At 67.8% G+C, this 23,000-nt stretch carries 22 protein-coding genes; 7 read left to right on the forward strand and 15 right to left on the reverse strand.

The window, feature by feature from the left end; translation table 11 throughout:
• Positions 1–69 precede the first annotated feature (69 nt).
• The 6 genes from ASG64_RS02080 to dapE form a co-directional block, all read right to left on the reverse strand.
• On the reverse strand, positions 70–258 hold the full coding sequence (locus ASG64_RS02080; RefSeq protein ID WP_042574719.1) for a helix-turn-helix transcriptional regulator: 189 nt from the start codon (positions 256–258) through the stop codon (positions 70–72).
• A complete protein-coding gene (locus ASG64_RS02085) occupies positions 255–656 on the reverse strand; it encodes a hypothetical protein (RefSeq protein WP_042574720.1) in 402 nt (133 codons plus the stop codon). Before ASG64_RS02085 ends, ASG64_RS02080 begins: the two co-directional genes overlap by 4 nt.
• Before the next feature lie 146 nt (positions 657–802).
• Positions 803–2,575, reverse strand: a complete 1,773-nt coding sequence (locus tag ASG64_RS02090; protein WP_056069544.1) for a long-chain-acyl-CoA synthetase — start codon at positions 2,573–2,575, stop codon at positions 803–805.
• 56 nt (positions 2,576–2,631) lie between these two features.
• The gene (locus ASG64_RS02095) at positions 2,632–3,192 is read right to left on the reverse strand and encodes a TIGR00730 family Rossman fold protein (RefSeq protein WP_056069548.1); all 561 of its coding nucleotides are present in this window, start codon (positions 3,190–3,192) and stop codon (positions 2,632–2,634) included.
• A complete protein-coding gene (locus ASG64_RS02100) occupies positions 3,189–3,974 on the reverse strand; it encodes a TIGR00730 family Rossman fold protein (RefSeq protein WP_056069549.1) in 786 nt (261 codons plus the stop codon). The genes ASG64_RS02095 and ASG64_RS02100 overlap by 4 nt, the downstream gene beginning before the upstream one ends.
• A 10-nt stretch (positions 3,975–3,984) precedes the next feature.
• The gene (gene dapE, locus ASG64_RS02105; protein ID WP_056069552.1) at positions 3,985–5,076 is read right to left on the reverse strand and encodes a succinyl-diaminopimelate desuccinylase; all 1,092 of its coding nucleotides are present in this window, start codon (positions 5,074–5,076) and stop codon (positions 3,985–3,987) included.
• A 33-nt stretch (positions 5,077–5,109) separates the two neighbouring features.
• Here dapE and dapD point away from each other — a divergent pair, with 33 nt between their 5' ends.
• The 7 genes from dapD (at position 5,110) to ASG64_RS02140 (ending at position 13,632) form a co-directional block, all read left to right on the forward strand.
• A complete protein-coding gene (gene dapD / locus ASG64_RS02110) occupies positions 5,110–6,060 on the forward strand; it encodes a 2,3,4,5-tetrahydropyridine-2,6-dicarboxylate N-succinyltransferase (RefSeq protein WP_082043275.1) in 951 nt (316 codons plus the stop codon).
• Positions 6,061–6,128: 68 nt separating this feature from the next.
• Positions 6,129–6,644 (forward strand): GNAT family N-acetyltransferase, encoded by a 516-nt coding sequence (locus tag ASG64_RS02115; RefSeq protein WP_056069555.1) that lies wholly within the window; start codon positions 6,129–6,131, stop codon positions 6,642–6,644.
• A gap of 50 nt (positions 6,645–6,694) precedes the next feature.
• Positions 6,695–7,333, forward strand: a complete 639-nt coding sequence (locus tag ASG64_RS02120; protein WP_056069558.1) for a TetR/AcrR family transcriptional regulator — start codon at positions 6,695–6,697, stop codon at positions 7,331–7,333.
• On the forward strand, positions 7,330–8,967 hold the full coding sequence (locus tag ASG64_RS02125) for an acyl-CoA dehydrogenase family protein (RefSeq protein WP_056069562.1): 1,638 nt from the start codon (positions 7,330–7,332) through the stop codon (positions 8,965–8,967). The genes ASG64_RS02120 and ASG64_RS02125 overlap by 4 nt, the downstream gene beginning before the upstream one ends.
• Positions 8,964–9,956 (forward strand): crotonase/enoyl-CoA hydratase family protein, encoded by a 993-nt coding sequence (locus ASG64_RS02130; protein ID WP_056069565.1) that lies wholly within the window; start codon positions 8,964–8,966, stop codon positions 9,954–9,956. The genes ASG64_RS02125 and ASG64_RS02130 overlap by 4 nt, the downstream gene beginning before the upstream one ends.
• Before the next feature lie 72 nt (positions 9,957–10,028).
• Positions 10,029–11,828 carry an ABC transporter ATP-binding protein gene (locus tag ASG64_RS02135; protein ID WP_056069568.1) on the forward strand — a complete coding sequence of 600 codons (1,800 nt, stop codon included), beginning with the start codon at positions 10,029–10,031 and terminating at the stop codon, positions 11,826–11,828.
• Positions 11,821–13,632 carry an ABC transporter ATP-binding protein gene (locus ASG64_RS02140; RefSeq protein WP_056069571.1) on the forward strand — a complete coding sequence of 604 codons (1,812 nt, stop codon included), beginning with the start codon at positions 11,821–11,823 and terminating at the stop codon, positions 13,630–13,632. The genes ASG64_RS02135 and ASG64_RS02140 overlap by 8 nt, the downstream gene beginning before the upstream one ends.
• Positions 13,633–13,637: 5 nt before the next feature.
• Here the strand turns inward: ASG64_RS02140 and ASG64_RS02145 are convergent, their stop codons facing one another.
• The 9 genes from ASG64_RS02145 to ASG64_RS02185 are packed head-to-tail and all read right to left on the reverse strand — an operon-like array spanning position 13,638 to position 22,996.
• A complete protein-coding gene (locus ASG64_RS02145; RefSeq protein WP_156388235.1) occupies positions 13,638–14,822 on the reverse strand; it encodes an esterase/lipase family protein in 1,185 nt (394 codons plus the stop codon).
• A gap of 32 nt (positions 14,823–14,854) precedes the next feature.
• The gene (locus ASG64_RS02150; RefSeq protein ID WP_056069577.1) at positions 14,855–15,871 is read right to left on the reverse strand and encodes an NADP-dependent oxidoreductase; all 1,017 of its coding nucleotides are present in this window, start codon (positions 15,869–15,871) and stop codon (positions 14,855–14,857) included.
• Positions 15,872–15,880: 9 nt separating this feature from the next.
• Complete coding sequence (locus ASG64_RS02155; RefSeq protein ID WP_056069580.1) at positions 15,881–17,278, reverse strand: acyl-CoA synthetase; 1,398 nt, start codon at positions 17,276–17,278, stop codon at positions 15,881–15,883.
• Positions 17,279–17,308: 30 nt separating this feature from the next.
• Positions 17,309–17,542, reverse strand: coding sequence for a hypothetical protein (locus ASG64_RS02160; RefSeq protein ID WP_042576402.1), 234 nt, complete (start codon positions 17,540–17,542; stop codon positions 17,309–17,311).
• Between the two features lie 54 nt (positions 17,543–17,596).
• Entirely contained in the window at positions 17,597–18,136 is a 540-nt protein-coding gene (locus tag ASG64_RS02165; RefSeq protein ID WP_056069583.1) for a DUF6584 family protein, read from the reverse strand.
• A gap of 10 nt (positions 18,137–18,146) precedes the next feature.
• Positions 18,147–19,277, reverse strand: a complete 1,131-nt coding sequence (gene dapC / locus ASG64_RS02170) for a succinyldiaminopimelate transaminase (protein ID WP_269430164.1) — start codon at positions 19,275–19,277, stop codon at positions 18,147–18,149.
• Between the two features lie 3 nt (positions 19,278–19,280).
• Entirely contained in the window at positions 19,281–19,604 is a 324-nt protein-coding gene (fdxA, locus tag ASG64_RS02175; RefSeq protein WP_042576404.1) for a ferredoxin, read from the reverse strand.
• Between the two features lie 12 nt (positions 19,605–19,616).
• A complete protein-coding gene (locus ASG64_RS02180) occupies positions 19,617–20,432 on the reverse strand; it encodes a hypothetical protein (protein ID WP_197074839.1) in 816 nt (271 codons plus the stop codon).
• The gene (locus ASG64_RS02185; protein WP_056072486.1) at positions 20,429–22,996 is read right to left on the reverse strand and encodes a bifunctional FO biosynthesis protein CofGH; all 2,568 of its coding nucleotides are present in this window, start codon (positions 22,994–22,996) and stop codon (positions 20,429–20,431) included. Before ASG64_RS02185 ends, ASG64_RS02180 begins: the two co-directional genes overlap by 4 nt.
• Between the last annotated feature and the right edge of the window lie 4 nt (positions 22,997–23,000).

Below are 23,000 nucleotides of genomic sequence, written 5' to 3' on the forward strand. Positions count from 1 at the left end.
CACAATGTCGAGTTCGGGATGACGGTCGCGCCGGGTTCGCTCACGTCACCATGATGCCCGGTCACCCGTTCAGGGCTCGAAGATGTCGTCGATGCGCAGCGAGAACGTCGCGGCGAGCCGAAAAGCCAACGGCAGCGACGGGTCGAACTTGCCCGTTTCGATGGACACGATGGTGCGACGGGACACTCCGACCTCGTCGGCCAGACGCTGCTGCGACCACTGCCTGGCGCGTCGAAGCTCCGGGAGAGAGTTCTTCACCGGGTGGATCGTCGCGCGGCGATGCCGTAGCGGATACCGAAGCTGACTGCCGCCGCGACGACCACACTCGCCATCACCAGCGAGCCGTCCACACTGTCTCCGACCGCAGTGAGGACCACAGCTCCGAGACCGGCGAATGCGACGACGTCGGTGAAAGACCCTGCCGCTGCTCGGCCGTACCACGAGGACTCGACCGACTCCTCCTCGTGCACCACAGCGCCGCGAACCGACGCGCGGTCGACCACCGACACCCACACGACACCGACGCACGGCGCAGCGAGGCAGAAAGAGAACACCAGAAAACCGACAAGGGCGTCCGAGCCGGCCATGCCGACCGAGACCGCGAGAGCGCCCATGACAGCGGCGAGGACGATGCCGGACGGGACGGAAACCGCCATGGCCGAGACGTCCCGCGAGCCTAGTCTCGTACGTCCCCACCGGCTTCGACCCTCGGCAGTGTTCATGGAGACCTCGTTCCGGTCGACAGCGTGAAGTACCTTTCACATGAGAAGGGTACTTCACACATGTCCCGACCGCTAAGGGTTCAGCCCTTGGGCAGCTTTCCGGCGCCGACCTCGTCGACGTAGCCGTCGTAGCTCTCGACGTATCCGCCGGACTTGCCCTTCAGGACGTACAGGTCGCCGTCACCGTCGCCGTAGCCGATCTTGCGGAGCTCGACCTTCTTGCTCTTGAACGTCGAGGTGGCCTCGAGGGACTCGACGACGCGGATGAACAGCGGAACCGCGTATCCGGGAAGGTTCTTGTAGGCGTGCTGGGCGAAGGAGTTGCCGTCGAAGGACTTTCCCCCGCGCAGCGTCACCGCGGCCATTCCTGCCTTACCGTCCGTCTTGTCGATGTCGACGCCGAAGACCACGGCCTGATCGACGTCCGGATGCGAGTTCAACGCACCCTCCACCTGGGTGGTGGCGACGTTCTCGCCCTTCCACCGGAAGGTGTCACCCAGTCGGTCGACGAAGGCGACGTGCCGGAAACCCTGCTGGCGCACCAGGTCCCCGGTGTCGAACCAGCAGTCGCCGTCCTTGAAACCGTCCTTGAGGAGCTTCTTGTTCGTCGCCTCCTCGTCGGAGTACCCGTCGAAGGGCGCACGATCGGTGATCTTCGACAGCAGCAGACCGACGCCGCCGGCACCGACCTTCGACAGGCGACCCGAGTCGTCGCGCTTGGCCTTGCCCGTCTCGTCGTCGTACTCCACGACGGCGTACGGCAGCGGGCAGAACCCTGCGGTGCGGTCGATGTTGAAGGCGTTGATGAAGGCGATGTTGCACTCGCTGGCGCCGTAGAACTCCGCCACGCGCGAGATGCCGAAGCGGGTGGTGAACTCTTCCCAGATCTCCGGGCGCAGTCCGTTGCCCACGATCAGTCTGATGGTGTTGTCGGAGTCCTGCGGAGTCTCGTCCTGAGTCAGCAGGTAGCGGCACAGCTCACCGATGTAGGTGAATGCGGTGGCCTCGTTCTCGCGGACGTCCTTCCAGAAGTTGGACACCGAGAACTGCTTGCCGATGGCGAGGGTGGCGCCGGACGCCAGCACCGACGACAGCGACACCGTCAGAGCGTTGTTGTGATAGAGCGGGAGGCAGCAGTAGAGGACGTCGTTCTTGTCCAGTCGTACGCCCATGCTGCCCAGGCCGGACATGGACTTCATCCACCGGAAGTGGCTCATCAGGCTGGCCTTGGGCATACCCGTGGTGCCGGAGGTGAAGATGTAGAACGCCTTCTCCTTCGCCTGGATCTCGGTGGTGGCGACGGGATTCTCGGCGCTCGCCGACTCCGCGAGGCGGTCGAGTTCGTCGGCGTGCAGGACGACCTTCTCCGGCAGCGCCTCGTCGAGCGACTCGAGCGCTTCGACGCAGTCCTCGTCGACGACGAGCACGCGCGCGTCGAGGATGCCCAGACTGTGCTCGAGCACCTCCCCGCGCTGGTTGAAGTTCAACATGCCGGCGGTGGCGCCGAGCTTCACGGTCGCGAGAGCGACCAGCAGGGTGCGCATCGAGTTCTTCGCCAGGACGCCGACCACGTCGCCGCGCTGCACACCGCGATCGGTGAGCACGGAGGCGTAGCGATTCACCAGATCGTTCGCCTGGCCGTACGTCAGGGTGTTGCCCTCGAACCTGACGAAGGGGTGGTCGGGAGTCTTGGTGGCGACACGCTGGAAGATGTGGCCGATGGACTCCTTGTCGTCCGGCTTGCGCAGGAAGCCCGGCAGCCCACGCAGGACGCTCGGCAGGGCCGTGGTCATCCTCGGCAGTGTGGCGGCGATGTCGAGCAATCCGACCTTGTGACGAGCCTCGGCACCCATGTGGTGATCCCCTCCCAAGCGAGCCGGCAACGAATCCGGCTGTGACGACGCTTACCTTACTGGTTGGTAATGTTCACGGTGCGAGGTAGCCCACAGGCGGTCAGCGCCGCGTCCACGTCCGTGGTGAGGATGAGCCGGTCCAGCGATCTCGCGGAGACGAAACCCGTCCCGGCCAGCGATCGGAGCCACTCGAGCAACGGGGTGTAGTGGCCCTGCGGGTCCAGGATCACGACCGGTTTGTCGTGCATGCCCAGATAGCCGGACGTCCACGTCTCGAACAATTCCTCGAGAGTGCCGATGCCGCCGGGCAGTGTGACGAACGCGTCGGCACGCTCGTCCATCACCTGCTTGCGCTGACGCATCGTGTCGGTGACCACCAGCTCGTCGGAGTCCACGTCGGCCACCTCGCGGTGCACGAGTGCCTTCGGGATCACACCCAGCGTCGTCGCTCCGGCGGCGCGGGTCGCCGCGGCGACCGCGCCCATCATCGAGACGTTGCCGCCCCCGGACACCAGAGTGCCCCCGCGTCGAGCGATCTCGGTCCCGACCTCCGCCGCCAGATCGATGTAGTGCTGCTCCACCGGACCGGACGCGCAATACACGCACACTGCCGTCATTGCTCGGTCACGCTCGATCGGCTCTCGGTCTCGGCCAGGCTCTGTCGACTCTCGTCGATCCACCGGACTGCCTCCTCGACGCTGTCGGTGCAGCGGATCAGCTCGAGATCGCTCTCCGACACCGTTCCGGCGCCCACCAGCGTCGTCCGGATCCACTCGAGCAGACCTCCCCAGAACGCGGTGCCGAACAGGATGATCGGGAACTGCGTCACCTTGCGGGTCTGGACCAGCGTCAGCGCTTCGAACAGCTCGTCGAGGGTCCCGAATCCGCCCGGCAGACAGACGAAGGCCTGCGAGTACTTCACGAACATCGTCTTACGGACGAAGAAGTAGCGGAAGTTGACCCCGAGGTCGACCCACTGGTTCAACGACTGCTCGAAGGGCAGCTCGATGCCCAGGCCGACGGAGAAACCACCCGACTCGCAGGCCCCCTTGTTGGCGGCTTCCATCGCACCCGGGCCGCCCCCGGTGACGACGGCGTATCCGGCTGCCGACAGTGCAGTGCCCAGCTGGACCCCGACGGCGTACTCGGCCGAGTCCGGCTTCGTTCGCGCCGACCCGAACACCGTGACAGCGCGGGGCAGCTCGGCCAGTGCGCCGAATCCCTCGACGAACTCGCTCTGGATACGCAGCACGCGCCACGGATCGGTGTGCAGCCAGTCCGACGGGCCGCGCGAATCGAGGAGGCGTTGGTCGGTGGTCGTTCCGGCGTACTCGCGTCGGTCCATGACCGGCCCGCGATAGTTCGTCGAGCGGTCTCCCGGTCGTGAAGGCGCGTTCATGGTGCCGAGGTTAGTGCCCGCCGGTGACAGTCAGATACCGACGCAGGACGTCGGCGACATCGGTGATCTGTCCGACGGGAACGTGCTCGTCGCGTTTGTGCGCAAGGTTCGGATCGCCGGGCCCGTAATTGACCGCCGGAATGCCGAGCGCGGAGAACCGGGACACGTCGGTCCAGCCGTACTTCGCACGGAATTCTCCGCCGGCCGCGGTGACCAGAGCCGCCGCCGCGGGCGCCGCGAGACCCGGCAACGCGCCGGGTGAGCGGTCGGTCACCTCGACCGCGAGGTCGACACCGGCCGTCACCTCGCGTACGTGCTCGATCGCCTGCTCGACACTGCGGTCCGGCGCGAACCGGAAATTCACGTCCACGAACGCCTCGTCCGGAACGACGTTCCCGGCGACTCCGCCGCTCACCCGCACGGCCTGCAGACCTTCGCGGTACACGCATCCGTCGATGTCGACGCTGCGCGGCTCGTACGCGGCCAACCGTTCGAACAGCGGACCCAACTTGTGGACGGCGTTGTCGCCCAGCCACGACCGCGCAGAATGCGCCCGCGTCCCCGACGCGGTGAACCGGACCCGGAGCGTCCCCTGGCAGCCCGCCTCGATGAAGCCGCCCGACGGTTCGCCGAGGATCGCTACATCGCCGCGCAGCCACTCGGGCATCTCGCGTTCGATGCGCCCCAGGCCGTTCGCGGAGGCCTCGATCTCCTCGCAGTCGTAGAAGATCAACGTCAGATCGGCGTTCGGTTCCGCGATGGTCGCCGCCAGGTGCAGGAACACGGCATCGCCCGACTTCATGTCGACGGTTCCGCATCCGTACAGAACGTCGCCCTCACGTCTGCTGGGCACGTTGTCGGCGATGGGGACGGTGTCGAGATGCCCCGCGAGGATCACCCTCGTCGGCAATCCGCGACTCGTCCTGGCCAGCACGGCGTCGCCGAATCTGACGATCTCGAAGCCGGATGTCTGCTCGCGCAGCGCACTCTCGACCGCATCGGCCAGAGCGGCCTCGTCGCGGGAGACGCTGGGGACGTCCACCAGCGCCGCGGTGAGGTCGACAGGATCGGCGTGCAGGTCCAGGGTGATGGGTGCGCTCACCTGCCCGACCTTATTCCTCTAGGCTCTCCACCCGTGACCACAGGCGCATCGGCAGTCGGCATTGCACACATCACGACCTCGGGAACGGTGCTGGACACCTGGTTTCCCGCACCCGAGTTGGGTGAGGTCGCCGAGACGGGTACCACCCGTCTCGCCGAGTCGGACATCCCCGCGGAGCTGGCACCCCTCGTCGGCACGGATGACGCACGCGGCCTCGAGATCGTCGCGGTGCGCACCACCATCAGCTCGCTCGACGACGCGCCCACCGATGCTCACGACGTGTACCTCCGCCTGCACCTGCTCTCGCACCGGTTGGTGCAGCCGCACGGGGTCAACCTCGACGGACAGTTCGGACTGCTGTCGAACGTCGTGTGGACCAACTTCGGCCCCGCCGCCGTCGAGGGCTTCGAAGCGACCCGCGCCAAGCTGCGCGCCCGCGGACACGTCACCGTCTACAGCATCGACAAGTTCCCCCGCCTGGTCGACTACGTTCTCCCCACCGGAGTGCGTATCGGCGACGCCGACCGGGTCCGCCTCGGCGCGCACCTCGCGTCCGGCACCACGGTCATGCACGAGGGATTCGTCAACTTCAACGCCGGCACACTCGGCTCGTCGATGGTGGAAGGCCGCATCTCGGCCGGCGTCGTCGTCGACGACGGGTCGGACGTGGGCGGTGGCGCCTCGATCATGGGCACCCTGTCCGGTGGCGGCAAGGCCGTCATCTCCGTCGGTCAGCGCTGCCTGCTGGGCGCGAACGCCGGATTGGGCATCTCGCTCGGAGACGACTGCGTCGTGGAGGCGGGCCTCTACATCACCGCGGGTACCAAGGTCACCGGACCGGACGGCACCGTCATCAAGGCGTCCGAGTTGAGCGGCAAGTCGAATCTTCTCTTCCGCCGTAATTCCGTCTCCGGTGCGGTCGAGGTCGTGCCGTGGAAGGGTACGGGAGTCGAGCTCAACTCGATCCTGCACGCGAACGACTGACCGGGAGTCCTGCCCGGCCATTGCTGCCCCGGGGGGACACCGTGGACGACGCACCAACGCTTCGAACCGTGTCGACGGACGAGTTGTCCGACGCCGACACCCATGCCTGCGAGGGATTGGTGCGCGGCGCGTTCGGTGAGCACTTCACACCTCACGACTGGATCCATGCCCTCGGTGGCGTCCATGCCGTCCTCACGGTAGGCGATCGCGTGATAGGCCATGCAGCGGTGGTCCCGCGGCTCCTCGCCCACGACGGGAAGGAGTTCGACGGCGGCTTCGTCGAGGCCGTCGCGCTGGACCCCGAGTTCCGCGGAACCGGCCAGGGCGCCGCGGTCATGGAGGCGATCGAAGCCGAGATCGAGTCGAGTGATGTTCTGGGCGTCCTCAATTCACTTCCCGAGGCCGTCGGGTTCTACGAGGCGCGCGGGTGGGTCCGCTGGCGTGGACTGCTCGGCGGCATCGGCAACTTCGACGACCCGACACCTCCGGACGACCAGGACACCGTCATGGTGTTCCGTCCACCCGCGCACATCGACGTCGACGGCGTGCTGCTGGTCAACAACCGCGTCGGATCCCGCTGGTAGCTGCCTGAGCGCTCTTGACACATGAACGGAATCCGCGTTCACTCCTTGACATGGCCTACCGACGGACTGCCGCCGTTCAAGAGCGACTCGACGCTGCGCGGTCCGGAATCGTCGCTGCCGCACTGACACTGGTGGCCGAGCAGGGTTACGCAGGCTGCGCGATGGCGGACGTGGCGGCACGCGCCGGCATCGGCGTGGGCACCGTCTACCGCTACTTCCCCGGCAAGGGCGAGCTGTTCGCCGAGGTCTTCCGGGACGCGTGCGGACGCGAGGTGACGGCCGCGACCACCGCGGGAACGCACGCGGCGCGGACCGGCTCGACGATCGACTCCATCCTCGCCTCGGTACGCACGTTCGCCGAACGCGCACTACGGAATCCGACACTGGCCTACGCCCTTCTCGCCGAACCCATCGATGCCCTCGTCGACACCGAACGCCTCGCGTTCCGGGTGGCGTTCGCCGAGGCGTTCGCCTCCTCCATCCGGGCAGGCGTACAGGCCGGGGAACTACCCGATCAGGACGCGTCCATCACCGCCTCGTGCCTGGTCGGCGCCATCGGCGAAGCACTGGTGCTGCCCCTGGCCCGCGGGCACGCCGACGCGTCCACCCTCGACGCGCTCGACACCTTCACCCTGCGCGCACTCGGCGCATCCCCCGCCTCCCTCTCCCCCGTCAGGAAGTCGTCATGACCACGACCCATACCGTCACCAACCAGGTCCCGCCGCTGATCGGCCACGACGTCGCGGAGCACCCGGTGATCCTCGAGGCGTTGCACCGGGAAGGCGCCGCGGACTCCCTCGACGAGTTGCATCGCCTCGGCCGTCTCGCGGGCAGCGAGCAGGCGCAGCGGTGGGGCGACCTGGCGGAGGAGCATCCGCCCGTCCTGCACACGCACGACCGGTACGGCAATCGCATCGACGAGGTGGTCTACGACCCCGCGTATCACGAGTTGATGCGCACGGCAGTCGAATTCGGGATGCACGGGGCTCCGTGGAACGATCCGTCGCCGCACGCGCATTTCGAGCGTGCCGCGAAATTCAGCGTCTGGGGCGCGGTCGATGCAGGCCACGGATGCCCGATCTCCATGACCTACGCCGTGGTCCCGGCCCTGCGCGCGAACTCCGAGCTGGCAGCGCAGTACGAGCCGCTGCTGACCACGCGCACCTACGATCCGTCGCTGCGGGCTCCACTCGAGAAGTCCGGGCTCGTCGCCGGTATGTCGATGACCGAGAAGCAGGGCGGCTCGGACGTGCGTGCCAACCGGACGACGGCGGTGCCGCAGCCCGACGGGTCGTACCGCATCACCGGCCACAAATGGTTCACGTCCGCACCGATGTCCGACATCCTGCTGGTCCTCGCGCAGGCACCGGGTGGCCTGTCCTGTTTCTTCCTGCCTCGAATCCTGCCCGACGGCACCCGCAACGCCATGGCGATCCAGCGCCTGAAGGACAAGCTCGGAAACCACTCCAACGCCTCCAGCGAAGTCGAATACGACGATGCCACGGCATGGCTCGTGGGCGACGAGGGCCGCGGCGTGCCCACCATCATCGAGATGGTGAACATGACCCGGTTGGACTGCACGCTGGGATCTGCCACCGGTATGCGCGCCGGTACTGCGCAAGCCATCCACCATGCGGTGCACCGCCAGGCCTTCGGCAAGAATCTCGTCGACCAGCCGCTGATGCGCAACGTCCTCGCCGATCTCGCCGTCGAGTCCGAGGCCTCGACCACGGTGGCTCTGTGGTTGGCCGCGCTGACCGACCGGGCCACGGCCGGCGACCGGCACGCTACGGCGCTGCGCCGCATCAGCCTGTCCGTGAGCAAGTATCTTGTGTGCAAGCGCGGACCCGCACATGCCGCAGAAGCTCTGGAATGCCTGGGCGGCAACGGGTATGCGGAGGAGTCGCGGATGCCGCGGCTCTACCGCGAGGCTCCCCTGCTGTCGGTGTGGGAGGGCTCGGGCAACGTCGCGGCGCTCGACACCCTGCGGGCGGTGGCGAAGCAGCCGGACACTCTCGCCGTCTTCTTCGACGAGCTCGACAGCTGCGCCGGGTCCGACGCGGCGCTCGACGCCTCGGTGCGGTCGCTCAAGAATTCCTTCGGGGACCTCGCGACGGTGGAGCACCGCGCGCGCCGGATCGTCGGCGACATGGCGCTGGCACTGCAGGGCTCGCTGCTGGTGCGGTACGGACACCCCGCCGTGGCGGACGCCTTCACCTCCAGCCGTCTGGGCGGGGACTGGGGCAGCGTCTACGGAACCCTCCCCACCGGTATCGACGCGGCGACGATCATCGAGCGATCCACACCGAAGGTGCCCGCATGAGCGACGGGCCGGCCGCGTGGCGTGACGGCTGGGACGAGGGCGCCGACTCGCCGTTCGAGGGTCGACCCGCGCCCGACGAGTCGCCGCGGTACCGCACGCTGACCTACGAGGTCACCGGGCGCATCGCGCGTATCACCTTCGATCGACCAGAGCACGGCAACGCCATCACCGCGGACACTCCGGTCGAGCTGGCTGCCGCCGTGGAGCGCGCCGATCTGGACCCGCGTGTCCACGTGATGCTGCTGTCCGGCCGCGGCAAGGGCTTCTGCGGCGGCTACGACCTGTCGATCTACGCCGAGAACCTGGACCGGGGCGACGACGACGCCGCAGACACCACCGGCACGGTTCTCGACCCCGTCGTCCAAGCCCGCAACCACGACCCGTCCGGGACGTGGGATCCGATGCTCGACTACGCGATGATGAGCCGCTTCAATCGCGGCTTCGCGAGCCTGTTGCACGCGAACAAGCCCGTCGTCGCCAAGCTTCACGGCTTCGCCGTCGCCGGCGGCACGGACATCGCGCTCTACGCCGACCAGATCATCTGCGCCGACGACACCAAGATCGGCTATCCCCCGACGCGGGTCTGGGGAGTCCCCGCGGCAGGCATGTGGGCGCACCGCCTCGGCGACCAGCGCGCCAAACGACTGCTGCTGACCGGCGACTGCCTCACCGGCAAGCAGGCCGCGGAATGGGGCCTCGCCGTCGAGTCCGCGCCCGCCGACCGATTGGACGCGCGGACCGAGGACCTGGTGGCGCGGATCGCACGGATGCCGATCAACCAGCTGATCATGGTGAAGCTCGCTCTCAACAGCTCGCTCCTGGCGTCGGGCGTCGCCACGTCGACGATGGTCAGCACCGTGTTCGACGGCATCTCCCGGCACACCCGTGAGGGCTACGCATTCCAGACCCGTGCTGCCACAGTCGGATTCCGGCAAGCGGTGCAGGAACGGGACGAGCCGTTCGGCGATGCCAAGCGGCGCGCGGAATAGAGCGTCGCGGTAAATCGGTTGGATCCTTCACCTGCTCGATGAGACCGTTGTCGGGTAGGTGAAGGAGATGATGTGTCTACCGGACTGGTGGAACGGACGACGACGAAGGACGTGACCGACGAGAGAACCACCTCGTCACTGCGCCGCTTCGCCCCATTTCTGTACCCGTACCGGTGGTATTTCGCCGGATCGGTCGTGGTGTCCCTTGTCGCGACGCTCGCGGCTCTGGTCATTCCCCTCGTGATCCAGCGCATCATCGACGGTCCGATAGCGCGCGGCGATCTGTCGGGCATCTGGTGGCCGGCCGCTCTGGTGCTGCTGCTCGGCACGGTCGACGCGGTGGGGATCTGGATTCGCCGCTACCTGGTGTCGGGACCGTCGAGCCAGTTCGAGATCACGGCGCGCGCCCACGTCTTCGACAAGCTCCAGCGGGTGTCCGTCACCGCCCACGACAGTTGGGAGTCGGGCCAGCTGCTCTCCCGCGCCATCTCGGACCTGTCGGCGCTGCGCCGGTTCGTCGCCTTCGTCGGCCCCTTCATCATCATCAACGCCGTCACACTCGTCGCCGGGCTGGGGATTCTCCTGGTGCAGGCGTGGCAGTTCGGCGTCATCATGCTGGTGGTAGCCGTCCCCCTCGTGCTGGCGTGCGTCCGCTTCGAGGAGATGTATCGCATCGTCGCCCGCGACGCCCAGGATCAGGCGGGCGACGTCACCACCACCGTCGAGGAATCCATCCACGGCATCCGTGTGCTCAAGGCCTTCGGCCGCAGCGCCCACCTGGGCCGCCGCTTCCTCACACAGGCTGCGACGCTGCGCACCACCGAGCTGACCAAGGTGCGCTATCTCGCACTGCTGTGGTCCGTCATCGTGGGTCTTCCGCCGCTGGCCATCGGCGGCATGCTCGCCTACGGCACCTACTCCATCGTGAACGGCACCATGACCGCCGGAACCCTGGTGGCGACCATGGCGGTCGTGGCTTTCCTGTCCTGGCCGGTGGAGTCCCTCGGCTTCCTCCTCGCGGAGCTGAACAATTCCCGGACCGCCGCCGACCGGTACTGGGAGATCATGGACACTCCCGAATCGATCGTCGATCCCGCTGTGCCCGTGGCCCTCCCGAGTCCCGTACGCGGCCACGTCAAGTTCGAACACGTCGCGTTCCGCTTCCCCGACGCCCCGGACCGACTCCTCGACGACGTCAGCTTCGACGTCCGTCCCGGTGAGACCGTTGCGGTGGTCGGCAACACCGGGACAGGCAAATCCGTGGTCACGACGTTGATCCCCCGACTGTTCGACGTCGACGGCGGTGCCGTGACGATCGACGGCGTCGACATCCGGTCGATGCGCCTGGCGGACCTCCGTTCGATCGTGTCCGTCGCCTTCGAGGAGCCGATCCTGTTCTCGGCGAGCGTCCGCGAGAACGTGGCACTCGGTCGTCCCGACGCGACCGATGCCGACGTCGCGGAAGCTCTCGACATCGCGAACGCGTCGGAGTTCGTCGACGCCTTGCCGTGGGGGCTGGACACTCGCATCGGTGAGCAGGGGTTGAGCCTGTCCGGTGGTCAGCGCCAACGCCTGGCTCTCGCCCGAGCCGTGATGGGTCGACCTCGCGTGCTGGTGCTCGACGATCCCCTCTCGGCCCTCGACGTGGACACCGAGTCGACAGTGCAACGGCGCCTGCGGTCGGTGCTGCAGCACTCCACCACCGTGCTGGTGGCGCACCGACCGTCGACGGCGGCGTTGGCCGATCGCGTGGTGCACATCGGCCACGGCACCGTCCTCGAGTCCGGAACGCACGAAGACCTGCTGGCCACCTCCGCCGCCTACCGCGAGGTCATGGGGTCCGACGCTGCGATGGGAGCACACCATGGCTGACACGGACTGGAGGGGCGTCGGCGGAGAGGACTCCGACGTCGACAGGGCCGGCAACCTCGTGTTGGCGGAACGTTCACGGCGACTGCTGTTCTCGCTCCTTCGCCCGCATCGGCGACGTACCGCCCTCACGCTGGCGATCATCTTCCTGGACAACCTCGCGTTCGTCGCGGGTCCGCTCTTCATCGCGCATGCGCTCGACACGGGCGTGGACGCCGCGATCGACGGTCGGTGGGCGCCGTTGGCCTGGACGATCGTCGGCTACGTCACGGTCGGATGTCTGGGCGCAGCAACGACATACGCGTTCCTGATGGTGTCCGGCCGGTTGAGTCAGGACATACTCTTCGATCTGCGTGACCGGGTGTTCCGTCATACCCAATCCCTGTCGCTCTCGTTCCACGAGAAGTACACGTCCGGCAAGGTGATCTCCCGGCTGACCAGTGACGTCGAGTCGCTGCAGACCTTGCTCGAGAGTGCGCTGAACGACGCCCTGACCGCGATCCTGTCGATGGTGTCCATCGCGATCATCCTGATCTACCTCGATGTACCGCTCGCTCTCGTCGTGCTGGCCGGATTCGTTCCCCTGGTACTCGTCACTCGGTGGTCTCAGCGACGTCAACGCCAGGCGTATCGCCGCACCAGGGTGTCCATCGCCCGCGTCGTGGTCCATTTCGTCGAGTCCATGGTGGGCATCCGCGCGGTACAGGTCTTCCGCCGGGAGCGTCGCAACGCGGACATCCTGCACGCCGAGGACACCGAGTATCGCGATTCGACCACCAGTGCGCTGCGCGGCATGGCGAGCTACACCGGCATCGTGCGATGGATCGGCAACGCGACCCTTGCCGTCATCGTCGTCGTGGGCAGCCGGCGGGTCATCGGCGGCGACCTCGACATCGGTGTGCTCGCGGCATACGTGCTGTATCTCCGACGGTTCTATGGTCCGCTCGACGAGCTGGCCCAGGTGTTCAACGCCTACCAGTCCGCGGCCGCAGCGCTGGAGAAGATCTCGGGAGTGCTGGAGGAAGAGCCTGCAGTCCCCGCACCTCTGCGTCCGGTCGCCCTCGACTCGGCCCGTGGCGACCTCGACTTCGACGGCGTCACGTTCGCCTACGGAGCCGGATCCGTCGTTCTGCCGACGTTCTCCCTGCACGTGCCTGCCGGTCAGGTGGTCGCCATGGTCGGCGCCACCGGTGCCGGGAAGTCCACGCTCGCGAAGTTGGTGGCGCGGTTCTACGACCCCACGTCGGGGCACGTCCGGCTCGACGGCATCGACCTGCGCGACCTCGCCGACGACGATCTGCGTCGCGCCGTCGTGATGGTGACCCAGGAGTCGTTCCTGTTGTCCGGATCGATCGCCGACAACATCCGACTCGGGCGACCGTCGGCCACGGACGACGAGGTCCGGGCAGCGGCGGACGCCGTCGGCCTGACGCCGTTCCTGCAGGCCTTACCGCACGGCATCGACACCGACGTGCGCAAGCGCGGCGGCCGACTGTCCTCGGGTCAACGGCAACTGGTGGCCTTCGCCCGCGTGTTCCTCGCCGCACCGTCGGTGATCGTGCTCGACGAGGCCACCTCCAGTCTCGACATCCCCGGTGAGCGGCTGGTCCAGCGGGCTCTCGAGACCGTACTCGAGGGTCGGACGGCGCTGATCATCGCGCACCGACTCTCCACGGTGGCCATCGCCGACCGCGTCCTCGTCATGGCCGACGGCCGCGTCGTCGAAGACGGCACCCCGGACGACCTCATCGCCGCCGACGGTCGCTTCGCCCACCTCGATGCGGCGTGGCAGGAGAGCCTGGTCTAACGGACTCAGCTCACCGACACGTCCGGCTCGGTCACCTCGTCGATCTCGTCGGGTGTGGCGTCGGACATCAGCTCCGACAGGACGTCGAGCACGCGGGGGTCGGACAGCAACGCGAGGTGGCCGGTTCCGGGAAGCGTGTGCAGCTCGCTCATCGGACCCCGCGCGCTGCGCAGGGTCACGAGTCCGTCGCCGACGGCGTCCGCCCACCAGGCGGTGTCGTCGGCCGCGAGTGTCGCCGCCACGGCGACATGGCGGATGCCCGGAGCCATATCGACGTCGGTGGCCAGCCGTAGGTCGTCGACACCCTTGCTGCGGACATCGAGCAGATCGGCCCACGCCGCGGTGTGCTTCGCCTTCCGCAGGAGTCGGGACAGGCGGTAGGCGCCTTCCGCCAGCGGTGCGCCCTCGTGGGGCGTGCCCAGGTAGCACGCGGTGCGCACCAGAGGTAGCCACGTGGCCTTGCTCGCCTCGACCGCGCACGCGCGTCGCACGACGAGACCGCCCATCGAGTGGCCCACCAGGTCGATGCGTTCCACCGGCACGGGCCATACGGTGATCAACTGATCCAACAGTGCGGCGAGTGCCGCACCGTTGTCGACGATTCCCGTACCGGTGTTGTACCGCAGGCAGACTGCGCTGATCCCCTGCGCGGCCAGTTCCTCGCCGTAGCTCCCGCGCCCGTCGAGGCGGTAGTACCACGCCTGCTCGGTCTCACCGAGACCGTGGACCAGTACGGCGATGTGCCCGGTGGCCTGCGGGAACGCGGTCGTCAGCATCGCGGTGTCGTTCCCCACCACCCGGCGCTGGTGGTGCGGCCCGAGCTCGACGGCGAGGTCGTTCCCCTCGGCGACGAGACGGTCGCCGAGCAGCCCGTTGACGGCTCCGACGATGACCGACCCGGCCGCGCTGGACGTGACCGCATGCGAGACCGTCTCGGGAGGGAGAAGCCGCGAACCGGCCGAGACCGCCATGGCGGCCGCAGCTCCCCCACCTCGAACCATCGAGTAGACGAGGTCGGAGATGCCCTCGTTGAGCACGCGCACCGGAGCCGCCGGCGGACCGAGGATGCCGAACACCACGCTGTTGACGGCCCGATGCGTGCCCTGGACGGGACCGCTCAGGATGTCGATGGCCGTGGCCACGACGTCGGCGGCGCCGGCTACTTCGTTTCGACCGTCAGTTGAGTGCACACTTGTACTCTAACCGCACTGCGGGCTCGGTCTCAGGCGACCTTGACGACGAGCTTGCCGAAGTTCTTACCCTGGAGCAGGCCGAAGAAGGCCTCCGGCGCGTTCTCCAAGCCCTCGACGACATCTTCGCGGTAGCGGAACGAGCCGTCCTCGACCCATCCGCCGACCTCGCGCAGGAAGTCCTTGTACAGCTCGCCCACGTACTCGCTCTGGATGAATCCGCGGATGGTGAGGCTCTTGGTCAGCACGCGGGTGAAGAACCCGGGCAGACGGTCCGGGCCCTCGGGTGCCTGCGTGTCGTTGTACTGCGCGATGAGTCCGCACACCGGGATGCGGGCGTAGAGGTTGAGGCGCGGCAGCACGGCCTTGGCGACAGCACCGCCCACGTTCTCGAAGTAGACGTCGATACCGTCCGGCGTCGCCGACTTCAGTTGATCCTTGAAGTCCGCGGCCCGGTGATCGACGGCTGCGTCGAATCCGAGCTCGTCGATCAGATAGGCGCACTTCTCCGGGCCACCGGCGATACCGACGGCGCGCGCACCCTTGATCTTGGCGAACTGGCCCACGGCCGACCCGACGGGTCCACTGGCCGCGGCGACCACCACGGTCTCCCCCGCCTTCGGCTGACCGATCTTCGTCATGCCGGAGTACGCGGTGAAGCCCGGCATGCCCAGCACGCCCAACGCGGTGGACACGGGCGCCTTCTCGGGATCCAGCACTCGCACGGACGAGGCGTCGACGACGGCGTGCGACTGCCAGCCGGTGTATCCGAGTACGACATCGCCGACCGACACTGCGTCGCTGCGTGATTCGGTCACCTCGGACACAGTGGCGCCCACCATGGTGTCACCGACCGCGACGGGGTCCGCGTACGATTCCGCGTCGCTCATGCGGCCACGCATGTACGGGTCGAGGGACAGATACAGCGTCTTCAGCGATACTTGACCGTCGCCGACGTCGGGAAGATCCACGGTCTCGGTCCGGAAGTTCTCCGCGGTGGGAGCGCCGGTGGGACGTGAGGCCAGGACGATGCGTGTGGAGGTGGTCATGACTCGACGCTACTCCAGGAGATTCTTGCGAACCTTCCCCATACCGTTCCGCGGCAACGACTCGACCACGCGCACCTCGCGCGGTCGCTTGTGCACCGAAAGCTGTTGCGCCACCGCATCGATCACTGCCGACTCCGATATGCCGTCACCGACCACGAAGGCCACGATGCGCTGGCCGAGGTCGTCGTCCGGAAGACCGACCACGGCCACCTCGCGCACGCCGTCCACACCGAGGATCGCCGTCTCGACCTCGCCTGCGCCGACGCGGTAGCCGCCCGTCTTGATCAGGTCCGTCGACTCCCTGCCCACGATGCGATGGAACCCGTCGGCACCGATGGCAGCGACATCTCCGGTGCGGAACCACCCGTCCTCGGTCCAGCACGCAGCCGTCGCGTCCGGCTTGTTCAAGTATCCGTCGAAGAAACGGCCGCGTACCTCCAACGAACCGATCGACTCGCCGTCGCGCGGCACCTCCGACCCGTTCTCGCCGCGCAGCCGAGTCTCGATGCCGCGCACCGGAACTCCGACCCAGCCGGGACGCCGCTCACCGTCGGCGCGGGTACTCAGCGTGATGAGGGTTTCGCTCATGCCGTACCGCTCGATCGGCTCGAGTCCGGTGAGAGCGGCGATCTTCTCGAACACCGGTACCGGCAGCGGCGCACTGCCCGAGATCAGCAGGCGCGCACCGGACAACGCCGAGGCGGATACCTCGTCGGACGCTATACGCGACCACACGGTGGGAACACCGAAGTAGATGCTCCCCCGCACTGCGGCATAGCGTTCCGGAGTCGGCTTCACCGTGTGCACGACGGGACTGCCGATACGGAGCGGACCGAGGACACCCAGGACGAGCCCATGGACGTGATACAGCGGAAGTCCGTGCACCAGAGTGTCGTTCGCCGTCCACGCCCAGGCTTCGGCGAGAGCGTCGATGCCGGCGGCGAGAGCGCCGCGGCTCAGGAGCACGCCTTTGGGTGGGCCGGTGGTTCCCGAGGTGTAGAGCACCAGGCCTGTCGTGTCGTCCGACGGTTCCGCATAGCTGTGCCAGGACCTCGCATGCATGCGGACCGGGACGACGGGGAGTCCGCCGTCGTGGTCGGGCGCGACTCCCAACCATCCCCTGGCGCCGGAGTCGGACAGGATGTGGTCGATCTCGGTCGGCCCCGAATCCGGCGGCACGGGGACTACCGCGACACCCGCGATCAGCGCGCCGACGACGGCGACGACGGTCCGGGCAGTCGGCTCGGCGAGGACCGCCACCCGATCGACGCCCATGATGCGCTCCGCGACGGACGTCGCAGCGCCGAGCAGATCGCTCCGGCTCAGGACGGTGTCGCCGACGGTGACCGCGTCGTCGAGGTCACCGCCGTGCGTGATGGCGTACGAGTTCAGGGACCGGAGCAGCACACCGCCAGTCTCTCACGACTACCGTCCGCGTCACGAAGCCCGAAGATGCTCCATCACGTCGTCACACGAGCATCCGCCGGCCAGCGCCGAGCAATCGACCACCAACCCGTGGCGCACCGCATGCAGCTGAACGCATCCGTCCTCCGTGCACTCGACGACGTTGCTCGAATGCACGATCAGTGTGCCGTGGCAGTGGTCGAGGGCGCCGACGCACTCGATGCATCCGACCTCGGTGGTTCCGACGTACGTAGTTCCAACCTTCATGCTTCAGGAATACCACCGACGTCCGACACGGTCACGGACCTCCGTGCGCGTGTGTCAGAAGAAGACGGTGAGGACGGTGGCGATCGTGGCCGTGCCGATCATCGCGACGACCAACACCGCGGCGACCATCTTCACGCCCGACCGAGACGGCGGGACGTCGTCGGTCCATTCCTCGAAAGCCTCGACATCGACGCCTTCCTGTTCGAAGAAGTGCACCTCGCCGGGCGGTTCCCACTCCTGGCCGCTCGCACGGACCCGCGAGCCCAGCACTGCCAGTCTCTCCCGCACGCGCGGCGGGTAAGCACGGGTCGGGGCGTTGATGGGAAGGCGACGAGCGAGCACGACAGGCTCCGGGGAGGCAGCCACGAAGGAATCGAGAGCGTGTCTCACCAGCGGGTCCTGGTCGTCCCGATCGGTCAGGAACCACGCTGCGCCGGCGCCCACCGGGTCGTCCATCGCGAGGCAGGCGTACCCGAGTAGATCCAGTGCAGGCTGCGAGGCCGGGTCCTGGTCGAGCAGTGCGGTCAGTCGCTTGCGCGCATTCCACGGCTCGCCACGAGCCAGATCCTCCTGTGCGCGGTCGAGTGCTCCCACCGGCGCGACGTCAGACCGTGAGGCGCGCGACGGCGGCAGCGATGCGCTCGTCCGTCGCGGTCAGGGCGATCCGTACGTGCCGACCGCCGCCGGGTCCGTAGAACTCGCCGGGGGCGACGAGGATGCCGCGCTCGGCGAACCAGCGCACGGTGTCGCGGCACGGTTCGCCGCGGGTTGCCCACAGGTAGAGACCGGCTTCGGAGTGGTCGATGGTCATACCCGCAGCGGTGACGGCAGCCGCCAGAGCCGTACGGCGGTCGCGGTATCGATCCCGCTGAACCCGCTCGTGCTCGTCGTCGGTCAGAGCAGCAGTCATCGCCGCCTGGACGGGCAACGGAACCATCATGCCCGCGTGCTTGCGCACCGCGAGAAGCTCGGCCACCAGGTCGGGATCACCTGCCACGAACCCCGCCCGGTAGCTGGCGAGGTTCGACGTCTTCGACAGTGAATGCACGGCGAGGAGATTCGTCGTGTCTCCCCCGCAGACCTCGTCGTCGAGGATCGAGACAGCCGCGCCTTCCCACGTGAGTCCGAGGTAGCACTCGTCGGACACGACGATGGTGTCGCGCTCACGTGCCCACTCGACGACCTTGCGCAGGTGCGCGGCGCCGAGGACTCGACCGCTGGGATTGGACGGCGAATTGACGAAGATCATCGAGGCGCGCTCGGGTCCGAGGCGGTTGACCCCGTCGGCGCGCAGGATCCGGCACCCCGCGAGCAGCGCTCCCACCTCGTAGGTCGGGTACGCCAGTTCCGGGATGACGACCAGGTCGTCCGCGCCCAGGTTGAGCAGCGTCGGAAGCCAGGCGATGACCTCCTTGGTACCGATGACGGGCAGCACCGAACTCTCGTCCAGGCCACCGATGCCGTATCGGCGCGCCAGAGCCGTGACGGCGGCAGTCCGCAGAGCGGAAGTGCCCACCGTCGTCGGATAACCGGGCTCGGCGGACGCTGCCGCCAGAGCATCACGGATGATGTCGGCCACCGGGTCCACCGGCGTTCCCACCGACAGATTCACCAGGCCATGGGGATGCGATCGAGCGAGCGCCGTGACATCCGCGAGAGTGTCCCAGGGGAACTCCGGCAGCAGACTCGCCCGCGACCGCCGCTCACGCACGGCGACGACGGATGCGTCGGTCACGGCTCAGTTCTCGCCCATCGGCGGAAGCGCCTTGATGAAGGGCGGGTCGTAGTCGGTCTTGCCCACCTTGGCGGCACCGCCGGGCGAACCCAGCTCGTCGAAGAAGTCGACGTTGGCGCTGACGTATCCGGCCCACTGCTCGGGGACGTCGTCCTCGTAGAAGATCGCCTCGACGGGGCACACCGGTTCGCAGGCTCCGCAGTCCACGCACTCGTCGGGCTGGATGTAGAGCATGCGTCCACCCTCGTAGATGCAGTCGACGGGGCATTCTTCGATGCATGCCTTGTCGAGGACATCGACGCACGGTTCAGCAATCGTGTACGGCACTGACTTGTCTCCTTAGCCTTTCCGAGCTCTGAGCGCTTCACGACGCCCGGAGGGCGCGTTCGACGCGGACGTGCTGTTCGACTCGATCCACCGACGCCCCAGCTTCGCAGCCCGGGTCAGCGCACCGCGTTCACCGAAGTAGCCGGCGACCGCTCCGACCACCGGCAGATTACCGAGCCACCGGTAAACGGTACGGCTGTGGGGCCGCTTGTCCAATTCGTCTGTGACGGACTTGAGGATCTTGGTGACCGACCACAACGTCGACAGCAGAGCGAACGGGGACCGCGTCAACCGGCCCGACGGCTCGGTGACCGCGTCGTCGTCGACGTCGGGTTCCGGAGCGCCGTGGGTGGCACCCTTCGCGAGTTCGCGGTTGCACAACACGGAGGCGAGCAGGCGGACCTGCTCGTCCCGGTCGGTGACGCCGTACTCGCGGGCGACGGCGACCAGCACGATCGCCTGATTGGCGAAGCCGAGAACGTCGCCCAGCGGCAACCGCCGGGCGAGAACTCCGAAGATGCCGGGGAACGCGACGGCCACCGTGCCGATGCCGCCGACACGTCCGACCCACCACGAGACGCGCTGGTCGACGGTCATCGACTCCCAGGCCTTCGTACCGGGTGTGTCCGCCGCGTCGAAGACCGACGCCACGGCGTTCAGGGCAGTGTCGACCTTGGAGTCGGTGGAGGTGGAACCGTCGCGGAAGGTGCGCTTCTTCAGGCCCAACGGATCCCGGTCGGCCAGCAGTTCGAGTACGGGAACGATGACCCTGACCGCAGCCTTCAGCGCTCCGGCGACGCGGTCGTCACCCAACCGGTCGGCGCTCATGCGGCCTCCTCGTCGCCCGTGTATGCGGTGGTCCGTTGGACTGCGCGTCGGCCGATGCCCTCGGCGATCGCGTGTAGTTCTTGAACGGTCTTCTCCGATCCGTGCTGCGAGCCCGCCATCCGCGAGATCGTCTCCTCCATCAGCGTGCCACCCAGGTCGTTGGCGCCGCCGTTCAGCATGACCTGTGTTCCCGTGATGCCCAGCTTGACCCAGCTGGTCTGGATGTTGTCGATACGTCCGTGGAGCATGATCCGCCCCAGTGCGTGCACGGCGCGGTTGTCGCGCTGCGTCGGGCCGGGCCGGGATGCGCCGGCCAGGTACAGCGGCGAGCTCTGGTGCACGAACGGGAGCGGGACGAACTCGGTGAAGCCGCCCGTGCGGTCCTGGATGCGCTTGAGCACGTTGAGGTGACCGACCCAGTGCGACGGGTTGTCGACGTGGCCGTACATCATCGTCGAGCTCGACCGCAGGCCCACCTCGTGGGCGGTGGTGACGACGTCGATCCAGGTCTGCGCCGGCAGCTTGCCCTTCGTCAGCACCCAGCGCACCTCGTCGTCGAGGATCTCCGCCGCGGTGCCGGGAATGGTGTCCAGGCCCGCCTCGCGCAGTTCGACCAGCCAGTCCCGGACCGACTGACCGCCTCGGGATGCCCCGTTGACGATCTCCATCGGTGAGAACGCGTGGACGTGCATCGACGGAACGCGGGCCTTCACCGCACGCACCAGGTCGGCGTACCCGGTGACGGGCAGCTCGGGATCGATACCGCCCTGCATGCACACCTCGGTCGCGCCGAGGACGTGCGCTTCCCACGCCCGGTCGGCGACCTCGCTGGTGGACAGCGAGAACGCGTCGGCATCTCCCTTGCGCTGCGCGAAGGCGCAGAACCGGCAGCCGGTGTAGCAGATGTTGGTGAAGTTGATGTTCCGGTTGACGACGTAGGTCACGTCGTCGCCGTTGACGTCCTTGCGCAACTGGTCGGCGAAGGCGGTCACGGCATCGAGTGCCGCTCCCTCGGCCGTCGCCAGCGCCAGGTACTCCTCGTCGGTGCAGTTGCCGGGATCCTTCTCCGCCGAGCGCAGCGCGGCGACGACGTCACGGTCGACGCTGTCGAGCGTCGCCAGGTGCGCCACCTGCTCGCGGATGGATTCCCAGTCGCCGAACGCACTGCCCATGTCGCTGCGGGTCTCGGTGTTCCGGCCCTCGGTGTCGATGCCGGTGTGCAGGTCGACGCGTCCCGTCGACTCCCACACCTCGTCGGGTTCCTGCCAGGGCAGTCCCACCGGGAGTGTGTCAGCGGCCGCGAGACCGGTGACGGGGTCGGCGAGAGCACGCACGTGCGCGGAGATCCGAGGGTCGATCCACGGCGAACCCGCGAGTACGTACTTGGGCTGCGCCGCGGTGCGCTCGGTGAGAACGAAGCCGGCGTCCGCACTGATCTGCGCGAGCGTGTCCAGGTTCGGCCACGGACGCTCGGGGTTGACGTGGTCGGGAGTCAGCGGTGAGACCCCGCCCCAGTCGTCCACGCCCGCGGCGAGAAGCGATGCGCACTCCTGCGCGGACACCAGATTCGGCGGCGCCTGGATCCGCATGGCGGGTCCCAGCAGGATCCGGGAGACGGCGATGGTCGCGCGGAACTCCTCGAGACCGGCGTCCGGGGCACTGCGCATCGCGGTGTCGTCCTTGGCCAGGAAGTTCTGCACGATGACTTCCTGGACGTGCCCGAACGCTTTGTGCGACTTACGGATAGCCATGATCGACTCGGCTCGGTCCCGCAGGGTCTCGCCGATACCGACGAGGATTCCGGTGGTGAACGGAACGGTCAATCGGCCGGCGTCGGTGAGCACGCGCAGCCTCACCTCGGGGTCCTTGTCGGGGCTGCCGTAGTGCGCCTGGCCCTTCTCCTCGAACAGTCGGCGAGAGGTGGTCTCGAGCATCATGCCCATCGACGGCGCGACCGGCTTGAGGCGAGACATCTCCTCCCAGTTCATGACTCCGGGATTGAGGTGCGGGAGCAGGCCTGTTTCCTCGAGGACGCGGATCGACATCGCGCGCAGGTAGTCGAGCGTCGAGTCGTAGCCGCGAGCGTCGAGCCACTCCTTGGCTTCCGGCCACCGCGCCTCGGGGCGGTCACCGAGCGTGAACAACGCTTCCTTGCAGCCCAGTTCGGCACCGCGTCGAGCGATGTCGAGCACTTCGTCCGCCTCGAGGAACATTCCGTGGCCCTCGGCGCGCAGCTTTCCGGGCACCGTGACGAACGTGCAGTAGTGGCACGTGTCCCGGCACAGCCGGGTCAGAGGAATGAACACCTTGCGGGAGTAGGTGACAGTCCCGGGCCGGTTCTCGGCCAACAGCCCTGCATCACGGACACGCGCCGCGGAAGCGCACAGATCCTCGAGGTCGGCGCCCCGCGCGTGGAGCAGCGTGGTGGCCTCGTCGACGCTGATCACCACGCCGTCACGTGCGCGACGCAGGGCGCGGCGCATCGCCGACGCGGACGGGGCGGGGCTGTCGGGATTCGGCGCCGGGGTGTCGGCGCGCACGGACGGACTCGGATCGGGCAACATCGTC

The organism is Rhodococcus sp. Leaf247 (genome assembly GCF_001426185.1).
Classification (GTDB): Bacteria; Actinomycetota; Actinomycetes; order Mycobacteriales; family Mycobacteriaceae; genus Rhodococcoides.